The sequence below is a fragment of the Thalassococcus profundi genome (assembly GCF_003344785.1).
GTDB classification, from domain to species: Bacteria; Pseudomonadota; Alphaproteobacteria; order Rhodobacterales; family Rhodobacteraceae; genus Puniceibacterium; species Puniceibacterium profundi.
The window spans coordinates 164,730-178,884 of sequence record NZ_QPMK01000002.1; the positions used below are offsets into that span (position 1 = coordinate 164,730).

Genomic DNA, 14,155 nt, shown 5'->3' on the forward strand with positions numbered 1-14,155 from the left:
ATATCGGATATACGGCGGAACCGACCAACGCTTTGGCGGGTTTCCTCTCGAACGGAGGTTTCCGCCATGCCCGATCTTCTGCCCGACCGTCACAGCCTGCCCGAGCTGGTGCAGCACTACCTGCCCGCGTCGCGACGGGAGCGCCTGACACCCTTCGTCTACGCCGGGGGGATGGTCGCCATCGGACTGACGCTGTTGCTGGCCAAACCACGGATCGGCAACGTGCCGCGGTCGGACCTGTCCGGGGACCGTCCGGCCATGGGGCGCAGACGTCGTGCCGCGCGCAAGTCGCGGGACGTGGTCGCGCCCTTCGCGCCCGGCAACGTCACGGATTCGATCGGTCGGTCGCTGATGGTCGGCGGTGTCGCGCTGGCGCTGACGCGGCTGCTGGACGAAATGTCCGGTCGCGACTGACCCCCACCCTTTCGCACATCTTCATTCGGCAGGGCGCGCCTTTGGGCGACGGCCTGCCTATTCGCATCCACGGCCCGCAGCACGCGGCGCCGTTTCTGAAATTGCACCGCACAGACGCGGCTGAATAAGGAGACTGCCCCATGGCCGTCCTCATCGACGAGAACACCAAAGTCATCTGCCAGGGCCTGACCGGGAGCCAAGGCACGTTCCACACCGAACAGGCCATCGCCTACGGCACCCAGATGGTCGGCGGCGTGACCCCCGGCAAGGGCGGACAGACGCATCTCGATCTGCCGGTCTTCAACTCGGTCCACGAGGCGATGGACAAGACCGGCGCCAATGCGAGCGTCATCTACGTGCCGCCGCCCTTCGCCGCGGATTCGATCCTCGAGGCGCTGGATGCCGAGATGCCGCTGATCATCTGCATCACCGAGGGCATTCCGGTGCTCGACATGATGAAGGTCAAGAAGGCGCTCGAAGGCTCCTCCTCGCGCCTGATCGGGCCGAACTGCCCCGGCGTCATCACCCCCGGCGCCTGCAAGATCGGCATCATGCCGGGCCACATCCACAAGCGCGGCAGCGTCGGCGTCGTATCGCGCTCCGGCACACTGACCTACGAGGCGGTGAAACAGACCTCCGACAGCGGCCTTGGCCAGTCAACGGCGGTGGGCATCGGCGGCGACCCGATCAAGGGCACCGAGCATATCGACGTGCTCGAGATGTTCCTGGCCGATCCCGAGACCGAAAGCATCATCATGATCGGTGAAATCGGCGGCTCCGCCGAGGAAGACGCGGCGCAATTCCTCGCCGACGAAAAGAAAAAGGGCCGCTGGAAGCCCACCGCCGGCTTCATCGCCGGCCGCACCGCCCCTCCGGGCCGCCGCATGGGCCACGCCGGCGCGATCGTCGCCGGCGGCAAGGGCGGTGCAGACGACAAGATCGAAGCGATGAAGAGCGCCGGGATCGTCGTCGCCGACAGCCCTGCAGGGCTCGGCGAGGCAGTGCTCGAAGCGATCGCAAAGGGGTAACACGTCACGTTCCGCAACAGGGTGGGCATCATGGGACAGACAGAACGGTACTGGCACCGCGCCGCACGGCGCATTTCGACCCTCGGCAAGGGTCTTGGTCTGGCTGTCGCCACCCTGATGCTCGCTTCGGCGGCCGGGGCGCTGGAAATGGGCGCGCTCAAGGGGGCGGTCTACGGCTCCGGCAACCGGAACCTCGTGGTGTTTCTGCACGGTGACAGCGGGCCGGGATACATGGACCGCTTTGCCGCGAGCGTCGCGCAGCGCGCCCCGGGCACCACCACGGTCGCGCTGACCCGTCCCGCCTTTGCCGGCGCGACCGGGCGCAGCCCCGGTCAGAACCCCGACAGGGACCATTATACGCGGTCCAACAACAAGGCGCTGGCGGACTCGCTGGCGACGATGAAGCGCGCCGTCGGGGCCGCGAACCTGATCGTCGTCGGGCATTCCGGCGGCTCTGCGCAGCTTGGCACCGTGATCGGCAAATATCCCGGCATCGTCGATGTCGCCATCCTGGCCGCCTGCCCCTGTGACGTGCCGAACTGGCGCAAGCACCGGCGCGGCAACAACAGCTGGACCCAGAGCGAAAGCCCCCACACTTTCGCGCGCAAGGTTTCTCGGGCCACGCGGGTGATCGCCGTCACCGGGTCGCGCGACGACAACACCTTGCCGCGCTTCGCGGAATCCTACATCGGATTGGCGCGGCAGGCCGGAGTGCCCGCGCAAATGATCGTGCAGTCCGGTGCCACCCACGATTGGTCCAGCCTGCAAGGCACCGTGGACGCGGTGCTGCGGCAAACCCTCCGGTAACCCACCGGCCCAGATTCCTAGCGGGAGCCTTCCTATGACTGACCAAAGCCCCAACGACCAGTTCCACGCCTCCAGCTTCATGCAGGGCCACAATGCCGCGTATCTGGAGCAGATGTACGCCCGCTACGCCAACGACCCCGGCGCCGTGGACGAGGCGTGGCAGGCCTTCTTCCAGGCGCTTGGGGATGACGGCGTCGAGGTCAAGAAAGAGGCTTCCGGTCCCTCGTGGGCGCGCGGCGACTGGCCGCCGCAGCCCGCCGACGACCTGACCGCCGCGCTGACCGGCGAATGGGCGATGCCCGCCATGGCGCCCGAAGCCAAGGCCGCCGGCAAGAAGATTGCCGACAAGGCCGCGGAAAAGGGCGTCAGCCTGACCGACGACCAGATCAAGCGCGCGGTGCTGGACAGCATTCGGGCACTGATGATCATCCGCGCCCACCGCATCCGCGGCCACCTGGCCGCCGACCTCGACCCGCTGGGCATGCGCGAAAAGACCCATCACCCCGAGCTCGACCCTAAATCCTACGGCTTCACCGAGGCCGACATGGACCGCCCGATCTTCATCGACAACGTGCTGGGCCTGCAGATCGCGAGCCTGCGCGAGATCATCGAGATCGTGAAACGGACCTATTGCGGCACCTTCGCGCTGCAATACATGCACATCTCCGACCCCGAGCAATCCGCCTGGCTCAAGGAACGGATCGAGGGCTATGGCAAGGAGGTCAAGTTCACCCGCGAGGGCCGCAAGGCGATCCTGAACAAGATGGTCGAGGCCGAGGGCTTCGAAAAATTCCTGCACGTCAAGTACATGGGCACCAAGCGCTTTGGCCTGGACGGCGGCGAGTCGCTGATCCCCGCAATGGAGCAGATCATCAAGCGCGGCGGCGCTCTGGGCGTCAAGGAAATGGTCATCGGCATGCCGCACCGCGGCCGCCTGTCGGTGCTGGCCAACGTCATGGGCAAGCCCTACCGCGCCATCTTCAACGAATTCCAGGGCGGGTCCTTCAAACCCGAGGACGTGGACGGCTCGGGCGACGTGAAATACCACCTCGGCGCCAGTTCCGACCGCGAATTCGACGGCAACACCGTGCACCTGTCGCTGACCGCGAATCCCAGCCACCTCGAGGCAGTGAACCCCGTGGTGCTGGGCAAGGTCCGCGCCAAGCAGGACCAGTACGGCGACGACCGGCGCACGCAGGTCATGCCGATCCTGCTGCACGGCGACGCGGCCTTTGCGGGCCAGGGCGTGGTGGCGGAATGTTTCGCCCTGTCGGGCCTGCGCGGCCACCGCACCGGCGGCACCATGCATATCGTGGTGAACAACCAGATCGGCTTTACCACCGCGCCGCACTTCTCGCGCTCTTCCCCCTATCCCACCGACAACGCGCTGGTGGTCGAGGCGCCGATCTTCCACGTCAACGGCGACGACCCCGAGGCGGTGGTCCACGCCGCCAAGGTCGCGACCGAGTTTCGCCAGAAGTTCGGCAAGGACGTGGTGCTCGACATCTTCTGCTACCGCCGGTTCGGGCATAACGAGGGCGACGAGCCCATGTTCACCAACCCGGTGATGTACACCAAGATCAAGAAGCAGAAGACCACGCTGACGCTTTACACCGAGCGGCTGGTCAAGGACGGCCTGATCCCCGAGGGCGAGATCGAGGACATGAAGGCCTCGTTCCAGGCCAAGCTCGGCGACGAGTTCGAAGCCGGCAAGACCTACCGCCCGAACAAGGCCGACTGGCTCGACGGGCGCTGGTCGCATCTCGACCGGCAGAAGCAGGGCAAGTACCAGCGCGGCAAGACCTCGATCAAGCCCGAGACCATGGCAGAGATCGGCAGCGCGCTGACAACGGCGCCGGATGGCTTTCCGCTGCACAAGACCGTCGGCCGCCTGCTCGAGGCGCGGGCAAAGATGTTCGAAACCGGCGAAGGCTTCGACTGGGCGACGGCCGAGGCGCTGGCCTTCGGGTCGCTGCTGACCGAAGGCTACCCGGTGCGCCTGGCGGGTCAGGACAGCACCCGCGGCACCTTCTCGCAGCGCCATTCGGGCCTCATCAACCAGGAGACCGAGGAACGCTACTACCCGCTCAACAACATCCGCGAGGGCCAGGGCCGCTACGAGGTGATCGACAGCGCGCTCTCGGAATACGCGGTGCTGGGTTTCGAATACGGCTATTCGCTGGCCGAACCCAACGCGCTGACCCTCTGGGAGGCGCAGTTCGGAGATTTCGCCAACGGCGCGCAGATCATGTTCGACCAGTTCATCAGCTCGGGCGAAAGCAAGTGGCTGCGCATGTCGGGCCTCGTCTGCCTGCTGCCGCACGGCTACGAGGGCCAGGGGCCGGAGCATTCCTCGGCCCGCCTGGAACGGTTCCTGCAGATGTGCGGCCAGGACAACTGGATCGTCGCCAATTGCACGACGCCCGCAAACTACTTCCACATCCTGCGCCGGCAGCTGCACCGAAGCTTCCGCAAGCCGCTCATCATGATGACGCCCAAGTCGCTGCTGCGGCACAAGCTGGCGGTGAGCAAGGCCGAGGAATTCCAGACCGGGTCGAGCTTCCACCGCGTGCTCTGGGACGATGCCCAGCAGGGCAATTCCGACACCAAGCTGGTTGCCGACGACAAGATCCGGCGCGTCGTCATGTGTTCGGGCAAGGTCTATTACGACCTGCTCGAGGAACGCGACGAACGCGGCATCGACGACATCTACCTGATGCGGTTCGAGCAGTTTTATCCTTTCCCCGCCATTTCCGCCGTGAAGGAGCTGGAACGCTTCCCCAATGCCGACATGATCTGGTGCCAGGAAGAGCCCAAGAACCAGGGCGGCTGGTCCTTCATGGAACCGAACCTCGAATGGGTGCTGGGCCGCATCAAGGCCAAGTCGCCGCGCCCGGTCTATGTCGGCCGCGCCACCTCGGCCTCGCCGGCGACGGGTCTCGCCAGCCAGCACAAGGCACAACAACAGGCGCTCGTCGACGAAGCGCTGACGATCGAAGGAAAGTAACGCCATGACCACCGAAGTACGCGTCCCCATGCTGGGCGAATCCGTGACCGAGGCGACTGTTGCCACCTGGTTCAAGAAACCCGGCGATAGCGTCGCGGTCGACGAAATGCTCTGCGAACTGGAAACAGACAAGGTGACGGTCGAGGTGCCCTCGCCCGCCGCCGGAAAGCTGGCCGACATCGTCGCGCAAGAGGGCGAAACGGTCGGCGTCGACGCGCTCTTGGCCAATATCGCCGAAGCGGGCGATGCCGGCGCCACCACCCCCGAAAAGCGTCCCTCCGAAGCGAAAAAGACCGAAGAGGCCTCGAAAGGCTCCGATGAGGCCCCCGCGTCTGGCGGCGGCGGCAGCACCGACGTGATGGTGCCCACCCTGGGCGAGTCGGTCTCCGAGGCGACGGTCGCGTCGTGGTTCAAGAAGGTCGGCGACACCGTCGCGCAGGACGAGATGCTTTGCGAGCTCGAGACCGACAAGGTTTCGGTCGAGGTGCCCGCGCCCACGGCCGGCACGCTTTCGGAAATCCTCGCCGAAGAGGGCAGCACCGTGCAGGCGGGCGGCAAGCTCGGGGTGATCTCGGGCGGCGATGCCAAGCCAGCCCCGGCCCAAAAGACCGAAAGCGCCCCGGAAGGCACCCAGTACAGCACCCCCGAAGCCGGTAACGGCGGCCCGGGCAAGGACATCGAGGACGCGCCCTCGGCCAAGAAGGCGATGGCCGAGAAGGGCCTGAGCCGCGACCAGGTGACCGGCTCGGGCAAGGACGGCCGGGTGATGAAGGAAGACGTGGCCAAGGCCGCGGCCTCCGCGACATCCGCACCCGCCGCCGCGCCCGAGGCCAAGCAGGCGCCGCGCGCGCCCGTGCCCGCCGATGACGCCGCGCGCGAGGAACGGGTCAAGATGACCCGCCTGCGCCAGACCATCGCCCGCCGTCTCAAGGACGCGCAGAACACCGCCGCGATCCTGACCACCTACAACGAGGTGGATATGACCGAGACCATGGCGCTGCGTTCGCAATACAAGGACCTCTTCGAGAAGAAGCACGGCGTGCGCCTGGGCTTCATGTCCTTCTTCACCAAGGCCTGCTGCCACGCGCTGAAAGAAGTGCCCGAGGTCAACGCCGAGATCGACGGGACGGAAATCGTCTACAAGAATTTCGTGCACATGGGCATCGCCGCCGGAACTCCGCAAGGCCTCGTCGTGCCGGTGATCCGCGACGCGGATTCGATGTCCTTCGCCGAGATCGAGAAGGCGATCAACGAAAAGGGCAAGCGCGCCCGCGACGGCAAGCTTTCCATGGCCGAGATGCAGGGCGGCACCTTCACCATCTCGAACGGCGGCGTCTACGGCTCGCTCATGTCCTCGCCGATCCTCAACCCGCCGCAGTCGGGCATCCTCGGCATGCACAAGATCCAGGACCGCCCGATGGTGGTGAACGGCGAGATCAAGATTCGCCCGATGATGTACCTGGCGCTCAGCTACGACCACCGCATCGTCGACGGCAAGGGCGCCGTGACCTTCCTCGTGCGGGTGAAAGAGGCGCTCGAGGACCCGCGCCGGTTGCTCATGGACCTTTAAATGGTGGGTTGAAAACCCACCCTACGCCCTGCCCGATCCTCGGGCGGGGCCAAAGCCAGTTTCGACAGGCCGAATATGTCAACGCCAGATAGCACCGCCCTCACCGCCCGCCGCGCCTTCGCCCCCAAGGGCTACGCGACGCTGGTCGACGTGGGGCTCGACCTCGACATGGTGTCGCCCTACCAGATCGCCTGCGGCAATCCCGACGGGCCGGTTTTGATAACCTACAACTACCTTGATGAGCCGACCGCGCGCAGCAACGCCCACCTGCTCAAGACGCTGGGCTACCTGCCCGACATGCTCTTCAACCGGGTGCTGGACCGCGCCCTCGGCGTGGCCGGAATGCAGCGCGCCGACCTCTACGTCACCCATGCCTTCCACGCCCTGCCGCCGAAGCGTTCCTCGACCGTGCCGCAGCGGCTGGTCGAGGAAAGTTTCGACGCCATCACCCGCCACGAGATCGGCGACCGACCGGCGATCGCGCTCGGCAAATCCGCGGCGAAAGCCTGCAAACGCTTTGACATCCCGCATGTGGCGGTTTTCCATCCCAGCGCGCGCGGCCTGACCATCGCGGAAAAGGCGCAGCGCATCGCCACGGCGCTGGCGCCCCACACCGCCTGATCAGAGGATCCGACCATGACCCAGCAACTGCTTGTCCGCTACGACAGCTTCGACCGCGCCGCTTTCGACGGGGATGCCGAGAACCGCAGCAACGCCGGGGTGTCGCTCCTGCAACTCTGGCGCGGCGACGGCAGTCACTGGGCGCTCTTCGGGATCAACGACGCCGACAAGGCGCGCGACTGGCTCGACAAGACCGCCGCCCTCGGGCACGGCCCGTCGGAACACCACTTCCTGGAGACCGCATGACGCCCGAGCTCACTGCCCTCACCTTCGCCGCCCTGCTGCAGGTCGTGCAATTCGCGACCTTCGCGATTCCCGCCAACCGCGAACTGGGCGTGGGCTATACCTCGTCGGCCCGCGACAGGCCCCCGTCGCGCGCGCTTTCCGACAGGACCGCCCGCCTGCAACGGGCGATGAACAACCATTTCGAAGGGCTGATCCTCTTTTCCATCGCGGTGCTGGTCATCACCTTCTCGGACCAGGGCAGCCTCGTGACCGCCGCCTGCGCCGCGGCCTACCTCGTCGCCCGGGTGCTCTACATCCCGGCCTACTACTTCGGCTGGCGGCCCTGGCGGTCGCTGATCTGGTTCGTGGGCTTCGGCGCGACCGTCCTCATGCTTCTGGCGGCGCTCGTCTGATGTGTCTCCGGTTTCAAAATACCTCGGGGGAGTCGCGCACCGCGCGACGGCGGCAGCGCCCCCTCCCCCTTCATCGAAAGGACCAAACTCATGGCTAGTTACGACGTCATCGTCATCGGCTCCGGCCCCGGCGGCTACGTGGCCGCGATCCGCTGTGCCCAGCTGGGCCTGAAAACCGCATGCGTCGAAGGGCGCGAGACCCTGGGCGGCACCTGCCTCAACATCGGCTGCATCCCGTCCAAGGCGCTGCTGCACGCGACCCACCAGCTGCACGAGGCCGAGCACAACTTCGCCAAGATGGGCCTCAAGGGCAAATCGCCCTCGGTCGACTGGAAGCAGATGCTGTCCTACAAGGACGAGGTTATCGGCCAGAACACCAAGGGCATCGAGTTCCTGTTCAAGAAGAACAAGATCGACTGGCTCAAGGGCTGGGGATCGATCCCCGAGGCAGGGAAGGTCAAGGTCGGGGACGAGGTGCACGACGCCAAGAACATCATCATCGCCAGCGGCTCCGAACCCAGCAGCCTGCCGGGCGTGGAAATCGACGAGAAGGTCGTCGTGACCTCGACCGGCGCGCTGGAGCTGGGCAAGATCCCGAAAAAGATGGTGGTGATCGGCGCGGGCGTGATCGGGCTCGAGATGGGGTCCGTCTACGCCCGGCTCGGCGCCGAGGTGACGGTGGTGGAGTTCCTCGACACCATCACCCCCACGATGGACGGCGAGGTGCAGAAGAGCTTCCAGAAGCTGCTGCAGAAACAGGGGCTGAAATTTATCCTCGGGGCCGCGGTTCAGGGCGTGGAGGTCAGCAGATCCAAGGCCAAGGTCACCTACAAGCTGCGCAAGGACGACAGCGAGGAAACGCTCGACGCTGACACGGTTCTGGTCTCGACCGGCCGCAAGCCATTCACCGACGGTCTGGGTCTCGACGCGCTCGGGATCGAGATGACCGACCGCGGCCAGATCAGGACCGACGATCGCTGGCAGACCAACGTCAAGGGCATCTACGCCATCGGCGACGCCATCGAAGGGCCGATGCTGGCCCACAAGGCCGAGGACGAAGGCATGGCCGCGGCCGAGGTGATCGCGGGCAAGCATGGCCACGTGAATTACGGTGTCATCCCCAGCGTCATCTACACCCATCCCGAGGTGGCCAGCGTCGGCCAGACCGAGGAAGAGCTCAAGAAGGCGGACCGCGCCTACAAGGTGGGCAAGTTCTCCTTCATGGGCAACGGCCGGGCCAAGGCGAACTTCGCCGCCGACGGCTTCGTCAAGATCCTCGCGGATAAGGAAACCGACCGCATCCTCGGCGCGCATATCATCGGGCCGATGGCCGGGGACCTCATCCACGAGATCTGCGTCGCGATGGAATTCGGCGCGGCGGCAGAGGATCTGGCGATGACCTGCCACGCGCATCCGACCTATTCCGAAGCGGTGCGCGAGGCGGCGCTTGCCTGCGGCGACGGTCCGATCCACATGTGAGCGCCGCGTCGGGGCGGGTGCGTTTTCCTTGAGGAAAACGGATCGGAAAATTCGAATTTTCCGATCAAGGATGACCCGTCATCCTTGCCAAGAGTTTTCGTGAAAACTCTTGGCCGCCGCGCCGGTGACATGCGTCAGACCCTCCCGGGACGGGCCGGCACCGCGCCCTCCCCGGTTTACCAGAGCGTTTGCGCCGCGCGGTCCGGATAGCTCGTGTCCCAGTCCGTCGCGTCGATCTCGCCCTCGGTCATTTCAGACAGGATATCACCAAGGCTCGGCACGCCGTCACTATCGTCGCGCCGCCAGAGCCCCGAGCGCAGCAGCGCCTTGGGACATTGCGCATAGACCTCGCCCACCTCGATCACCATCACCGTGGCGGGCTGGGTCTTGCGCTGCACGAACCGCGCGCGCATCTCCGCATCGTCGGTCAGCGCCGCGCGGCCGTTCACCCGCACCACCACGTTTTCGCCCGGCACCATGAACATCAGCGACACGCGCCCGTCGGTCACGATATTGCGCAGGGAATCCAGCCGGTTGTTGCCGCGCCAGTCCGGCATCAGCAGCGTGCCGGGGTCCAGGATCTCGACCACCGGGCCGTCGTCGCCGCGCGGCGTGCCGTCGGTGCCGCTGTCGCCCACCGTGCTCAGGACGCAGAACCGCGACGCTTCGATCCAGCGCCGGTACATCGGGGTGATGCGCTTGGCCACCTTGCGGATCGCCGCCTCCGACGCCTCGCCGTACAGCGCCTCGAGCACCGCGATATCGTCAATCTTTCGCATGAAATCCCGCCTCCGCGTTGAGCCTGTCCGAGGCCGTTTCTATCTGCTCCTCGAGCAGCGAAAGAAAGGCGCGCGGATCCATCCCCGCCTTGATCCGCGGCAGGAATTCGACCACCGCCAGTCCCGGTTTGCGATAGATACCGCGTTTCGGCCAGAAGAGGCCGACGTTGGTAGCCACCGGCACGCAATCCTGGCCCAGCTGATCGTAGAGCACCGCCGTACCGACCTTGTAGGGCGCCTTGACGCCCGGGGCGGTGCGGGTGCCCTGCGGATAGATGATCAGCTGGCCGGGATGGTCGGCGCCGTCGCGCACCGCCTCCACCATCTGCTTGATCGCCTTGCCGCGCTTGCCGCGGTCGACCGGAATGCACCCGATGCGCAGACCGTACTGCCCGACGATGGGCGACCACATCAGCAGGCGCTTCATGATGAACCGGCCGGCGGGCAGGGCGCTGAAGACCACGAAGACGTCGAAGAAGCTCTGGTGTTTCGAGGCCACGAGGCAGGCATCGGTGGGCGGCGTACCGCGCACTTCGCTGCGCAACCCGATCATCCAGGCCGCCGACCAGCGCACGTAGCGGCAGACGCTGGAACAGGCCACCCAGGCGCCGCGCCGCGACACCAGTGCCCAGGGGAAAAGCAGGATGCCGACCACCGCGATCGACACGTAGACGTTGACGATGAAGATCAGCGACCGGACCCATTGCACCGCATATGCCATCAGGCCAACTCCTCGAGAACGCGGCGCGCGGCCATTTGCGTGGACAGGAACGCCACACCGGCGGCCATCGGCGGCACCAGCAGCGGAATGATCCAATGCCAGCCCTCGAACCGCAGCCCGGTAAGGAAACCGCCGGTCTCTCCGCCCGAGGGCATGAGCAGGATCGCCACCAGCCCCAGCGCCGCGCCGGTCGCCGCCCCGCCGAAGGCGCGCAGGGTAAAGCGCCGGACGAAGGCGCCGGCAATATAGGCATCGGTCGCCCCCACCAGCCGCAGCACCGCGATGACCTGCGCGTTGGCCGCCAGCGCCGCGTTGGCTGCCAGCGTCACCATCGCGCCCGTGGCCAGTGCGATGAGCGTGATCGACACCCAGCCCAGAAACCGCAGCCGGTCCGCCGCCGCGATCAGCGGCCGCCGCCAGCGGGTGTGATCGTCGAGCACCGCGCCCGGCACCTCGGCCGAGAGCCGCAGCCGCAGGCCCGCAGCGTCATAGCCCGCGTCGGTTTCGATCACGTCGATCAGCTGCGGCACCGGCAGGTCGGCCACCGGCAGGTCCGGGCCGAACCACGGCGCCAGCAGCGCCTGCTGTTCGTCGTCGCTGAGCGCGCGGGCATCGGCAATTCCGGGCGTCGTCTGCAGGACCCGCAGCGCCGCCGCGGTCTGCGCCGCCATCTGTTCCGCCGGGGCCGAGATCCGCACCGTCGAGGACCGCGCCAGCGCCTCGCCCCAGCTGTCCGCCAGCCGCCCCGCTGCCAGCGACAGGGCGAGCGCAAAGACCGCGAGAAAGGCCATCGCCGCCGCGGTGAACAGCGTCAGCCGCACGGTGAAGCCGGCGGGCGGCACCACCCGGTCGGCGCCCGCATCGGTCTTGAGCAGGCGTTTCAGCGTCGCGAGATCGGGTTTCATAGGTCCGCTCCCGCCAGTTGCAGGCGCCGCTGCGAAATCCGCAGCACCCGTGCCTGCACCTGCGCCTTGGCGGCGCGGATGAGGCTCAGGTCATGCGTGGCGATCATGATGGTCTTGCCCATGCGGTTGAGCTCCACCAGTAGCCGCAGCAGCCGCTGCGACATCTCCCAGTCGACGTTGCCGGTGGGTTCGTCCGCCAGGATCACTTCGGGCGACAGGATCAGCGCGCGGGCCAGCGCCGCACGCTGGCGTTCGCCGCCCGACAGCTCCGGCGGCAGCGCATGGGCACGGTTGGTCAGCCCCACCCAGGTCATCAGCTCTGCGAGGTTCTCCTGCTCGTCGGGGCTGGCCTGGCCCGACGCGATCAGCGGCAGCGCCACGTTTTCGTCCACCGGCAGGTGATCGAGGAACTGGCAGTCCTGGTGGACCACGCCGATCCGCCGCCGCGCAAGCGCGATGGCATCGCGGTCCATCTGCGTAACGTCCCGGTCGAACAGCCGCAGGTGTCCTCCGGTGGGTCGCAGCGCGCCGTAGCAGAGCTTCAGAAAGGTTGTCTTTCCCGCGCCGCTGGGGCCGGTGAGAAAGTGAAAGGACCCCGGCGCCAGCTTGAGCGAGATGTCGGTCAAAAGCTCGCCCCCGCCATAGCTGTAGGCCACGTTTTCCAGCTCGATCACACCTGCACCGCCCCGCCCCGGTTTCCGACTTGCCTTGTTGTGCAGCAGCATCGCACCGGATTCAATGCAAGGCTCCCGGATATTGGCCTTTTCCAAGCCTGCAGCGCAGCTTATGGTGGCTTCAGAGGTCCGAGCGGGACACAAAAGGCGATACAGGGTGGCAAGATGCGGCTGATATGCCCGAATTGCAGCGCGCAATACGAGGTTCCGTCCGAGGTCATTCCGACCGGCGGACGCGATGTTCAATGCTCCAACTGCGGGAACACCTGGTTCCAGAACCACCCCGACGACGATCCGGTCCTGGCCGAGGAGCTGAACCAGCCGGTGCCCGATGCCGAATGGCAGCCCGAAATCGAAGAGGCGGAGCCGGAACCCGATCCGGACATCGCCGCGCGACCTGAACCGGCCGCGGCTCCCGAACCGGAACCGGCGGCCGAACGGCCCCCTGCCGACGCCGAACCGGTGCGCCGGCGCGAACTCGATCCGTCGATTGCCGACGTGCTGCGCGAAGAGGCCGAGATCGAGGCGCGCGCCCGGGCCGCGGAAAGCGGCAGCCTGGAAAGCCAGCCCGAGCTGGGATTGCAGGCGCCCGACGAAGACGAGGCCGCCCGCCGCGCCCGCGAGGCCCGCGAGCGCATGGCGCGGATGCGCAGCGCTCAGACCGAGACTCCGCCGCCGCCTGCCGCCGCTGCCGCTGCCGCAGCCGCCAGTTCCCGGCGCGAGCTGCTGCCCGATATCGACGAAATCAACCAGACCCTGCGGTCCTCGTCCGAGCGCCGCGCGGTTGAAACCCCGCAGGGCCGCGCCCCGATCCAGGACACCGGCGGTGGCTTTGGCCGCGGCTTCGTTACCGTCCTGGTGATCGTCATCCTGCTGGCGACGCTCTATGTCTTCGCCCCGCGCCTCGCGGCCATGGTGCCCGCGCTCGAAGCGCCGCTCGGCGCCTATACGGAGGCGGTCGACGGCGCGCGGCTCTGGCTTGACCGGCAGGTCACCGGCCTGCTCACATCGCTGGACGGGATGAGCTCCGAAGCAGCGCCAGAAACCGAAGCGGACATCGCACCGCAGGATGGCAGCTAGGGCGGCCGGTACGCGCTACCGGATCGTCAGGGTCAGGCGAAAGGTCTCGGCCCCCGGCCTGCGAAAGAGCTGGAACACCCTCACCTGGTAGCTTTGCGCCCGTGTGCGAAAGCTGAAATCCTCCTGGCAGTCGACGATGCCGCCGACCGTAAAGCAGGTGTTGTCGCTGCCCGAAAGCTGAAGCCGCGCGGTCTGGCCATTGCCTGACCCGAAGCTGAAGCACAGCGGCGCGCCGTCCGAAACCTGTCCAGTGACGGACCCGGACACCGCACCGCGGTCGAACCGGATCTCGGAACAGGCCTGGGCGGCGGCTTGTCCGGCCCAGAGCGTCAGTGCGGCGGCGATCAGAAGGGATTTCATCGGCAATCTCCTTTGTGGCAATGACCGCAGCCTAGCATCCCGCGCGCGCCCTGCCGACAGGATTCATGCGGC

At 66.7% G+C, this 14,155-nt stretch carries 15 protein-coding genes; 10 read left to right on the top strand and 5 right to left on the bottom strand.

Translation table 11 applies throughout. The features are described 5' to 3' along the window. Positions 1-66: 66 nt before the first annotated feature. The 9 genes from DU478_RS03125 to lpdA all read left to right on the top strand — a co-directional run bounded on the left by DU478_RS03125 (position 67) and on the right by lpdA (position 9,564). Positions 67-414, top strand: coding sequence for a hypothetical protein (locus DU478_RS03125; RefSeq protein ID WP_114509473.1), 348 nt, complete (start codon positions 67-69; stop codon positions 412-414). Positions 415-554: 140 nt separating this feature from the next. After that, a complete protein-coding gene (gene sucD, locus DU478_RS03130) occupies positions 555-1,442 on the top strand; it encodes a succinate--CoA ligase subunit alpha (protein ID WP_114509474.1) in 888 nt (295 codons plus the stop codon). A gap of 30 nt (positions 1,443-1,472) precedes the next feature. Next, a complete protein-coding gene (locus tag DU478_RS03135) occupies positions 1,473-2,249 on the top strand; it encodes an alpha/beta hydrolase family protein (protein ID WP_114509475.1) in 777 nt (258 codons plus the stop codon). Positions 2,250-2,283: 34 nt separating this feature from the next. Next, a complete protein-coding gene (locus tag DU478_RS03140) occupies positions 2,284-5,256 on the top strand; it encodes a 2-oxoglutarate dehydrogenase E1 component (RefSeq protein WP_114509476.1) in 2,973 nt (990 codons plus the stop codon). 4 nt (positions 5,257-5,260) lie between these two features. Then, positions 5,261-6,826, top strand: coding sequence for a 2-oxoglutarate dehydrogenase complex dihydrolipoyllysine-residue succinyltransferase (gene odhB, locus DU478_RS03145; RefSeq protein WP_114509477.1), 1,566 nt, complete (start codon positions 5,261-5,263; stop codon positions 6,824-6,826). A 75-nt stretch (positions 6,827-6,901) separates the two neighbouring features. Then, positions 6,902-7,447, top strand: coding sequence for a hypothetical protein (locus DU478_RS03150; RefSeq protein WP_114509478.1), 546 nt, complete (start codon positions 6,902-6,904; stop codon positions 7,445-7,447). A 15-nt stretch (positions 7,448-7,462) separates the two neighbouring features. After that, on the top strand, positions 7,463-7,693 hold the full coding sequence (locus DU478_RS03155) for a hypothetical protein (RefSeq protein ID WP_114509479.1): 231 nt from the start codon (positions 7,463-7,465) through the stop codon (positions 7,691-7,693). Beyond that, positions 7,690-8,085, top strand: coding sequence for an MAPEG family protein (locus DU478_RS03160; protein WP_114509480.1), 396 nt, complete (start codon positions 7,690-7,692; stop codon positions 8,083-8,085). Before DU478_RS03155 ends, DU478_RS03160 begins: the two co-directional genes overlap by 4 nt. A 90-nt stretch (positions 8,086-8,175) precedes the next feature. Beyond that, positions 8,176-9,564 (top strand): dihydrolipoyl dehydrogenase, encoded by a 1,389-nt coding sequence (gene lpdA / locus DU478_RS03165; protein ID WP_114509481.1) that lies wholly within the window; start codon positions 8,176-8,178, stop codon positions 9,562-9,564. Between the two features lie 176 nt (positions 9,565-9,740). Here the strand turns inward: lpdA and DU478_RS03170 are convergent, their stop codons facing one another. Genes DU478_RS03170 through DU478_RS03185 form a run of 4 tightly spaced genes read right to left on the bottom strand, consistent with a single transcriptional unit; the run spans position 9,741 to position 12,643 of the window. Beyond that, a complete protein-coding gene (locus DU478_RS03170) occupies positions 9,741-10,343 on the bottom strand; it encodes a pyridoxamine 5'-phosphate oxidase family protein (protein WP_114509482.1) in 603 nt (200 codons plus the stop codon). Then, entirely contained in the window at positions 10,330-11,064 is a 735-nt protein-coding gene (locus DU478_RS03175; protein ID WP_114509483.1) for a lysophospholipid acyltransferase family protein, read from the bottom strand. Before DU478_RS03175 ends, DU478_RS03170 begins: the two co-directional genes overlap by 14 nt. Continuing rightward, positions 11,064-11,969, bottom strand: a complete 906-nt coding sequence (locus tag DU478_RS03180; protein WP_114509484.1) for a cell division protein FtsX — start codon at positions 11,967-11,969, stop codon at positions 11,064-11,066. The genes DU478_RS03175 and DU478_RS03180 overlap by 1 nt, the downstream gene beginning before the upstream one ends. Then, positions 11,966-12,643 carry a cell division ATP-binding protein FtsE gene (locus tag DU478_RS03185; RefSeq protein ID WP_114509711.1) on the bottom strand — a complete coding sequence of 226 codons (678 nt, stop codon included), beginning with the start codon at positions 12,641-12,643 and terminating at the stop codon, positions 11,966-11,968. Before DU478_RS03185 ends, DU478_RS03180 begins: the two co-directional genes overlap by 4 nt. A gap of 165 nt (positions 12,644-12,808) precedes the next feature. Here DU478_RS03185 and DU478_RS03190 point away from each other — a divergent pair, with 165 nt between their 5' ends. Beyond that, on the top strand, positions 12,809-13,723 hold the full coding sequence (locus DU478_RS03190) for a zinc-ribbon domain-containing protein (RefSeq protein WP_114509485.1): 915 nt from the start codon (positions 12,809-12,811) through the stop codon (positions 13,721-13,723). A gap of 15 nt (positions 13,724-13,738) precedes the next feature. Here the strand turns inward: DU478_RS03190 and DU478_RS03195 are convergent, their stop codons facing one another. Continuing rightward, positions 13,739-14,083, bottom strand: coding sequence for a hypothetical protein (locus DU478_RS03195; RefSeq protein WP_114509486.1), 345 nt, complete (start codon positions 14,081-14,083; stop codon positions 13,739-13,741). Positions 14,084-14,155 lie beyond the last annotated feature (72 nt).

Coding starts and splice junctions, on each gene's coding strand:
- DU478_RS03125 (WP_114509473.1), top strand. CDS start 67: ATGCCCGATCTTCTGCCCGACCGTCACAGCCTGCCCGAGCTGGTGCAG.
- sucD (WP_114509474.1), top strand. CDS start 555: ATGGCCGTCCTCATCGACGAGAACACCAAAGTCATCTGCCAGGGCCTG.
- DU478_RS03135 (WP_114509475.1), top strand. CDS start 1,473: ATGGGACAGACAGAACGGTACTGGCACCGCGCCGCACGGCGCATTTCG.
- DU478_RS03140 (WP_114509476.1), top strand. CDS start 2,284: ATGACTGACCAAAGCCCCAACGACCAGTTCCACGCCTCCAGCTTCATG.
- odhB (WP_114509477.1), top strand. CDS start 5,261: ATGACCACCGAAGTACGCGTCCCCATGCTGGGCGAATCCGTGACCGAG.
- DU478_RS03150 (WP_114509478.1), top strand. CDS start 6,902: ATGTCAACGCCAGATAGCACCGCCCTCACCGCCCGCCGCGCCTTCGCC.
- DU478_RS03155 (WP_114509479.1), top strand. CDS start 7,463: ATGACCCAGCAACTGCTTGTCCGCTACGACAGCTTCGACCGCGCCGCT.
- DU478_RS03160 (WP_114509480.1), top strand. CDS start 7,690: ATGACGCCCGAGCTCACTGCCCTCACCTTCGCCGCCCTGCTGCAGGTC.
- lpdA (WP_114509481.1), top strand. CDS start 8,176: ATGGCTAGTTACGACGTCATCGTCATCGGCTCCGGCCCCGGCGGCTAC.
- DU478_RS03170 (WP_114509482.1), bottom strand. CDS start 10,343: ATGCGAAAGATTGACGATATCGCGGTGCTCGAGGCGCTGTACGGCGAG.
- DU478_RS03175 (WP_114509483.1), bottom strand. CDS start 11,064: ATGGCATATGCGGTGCAATGGGTCCGGTCGCTGATCTTCATCGTCAAC.
- DU478_RS03180 (WP_114509484.1), bottom strand. CDS start 11,969: ATGAAACCCGATCTCGCGACGCTGAAACGCCTGCTCAAGACCGATGCG.
- DU478_RS03190 (WP_114509485.1), top strand. CDS start 12,809: ATGCGGCTGATATGCCCGAATTGCAGCGCGCAATACGAGGTTCCGTCC.
- DU478_RS03195 (WP_114509486.1), bottom strand. CDS start 14,083: ATGAAATCCCTTCTGATCGCCGCCGCACTGACGCTCTGGGCCGGACAA.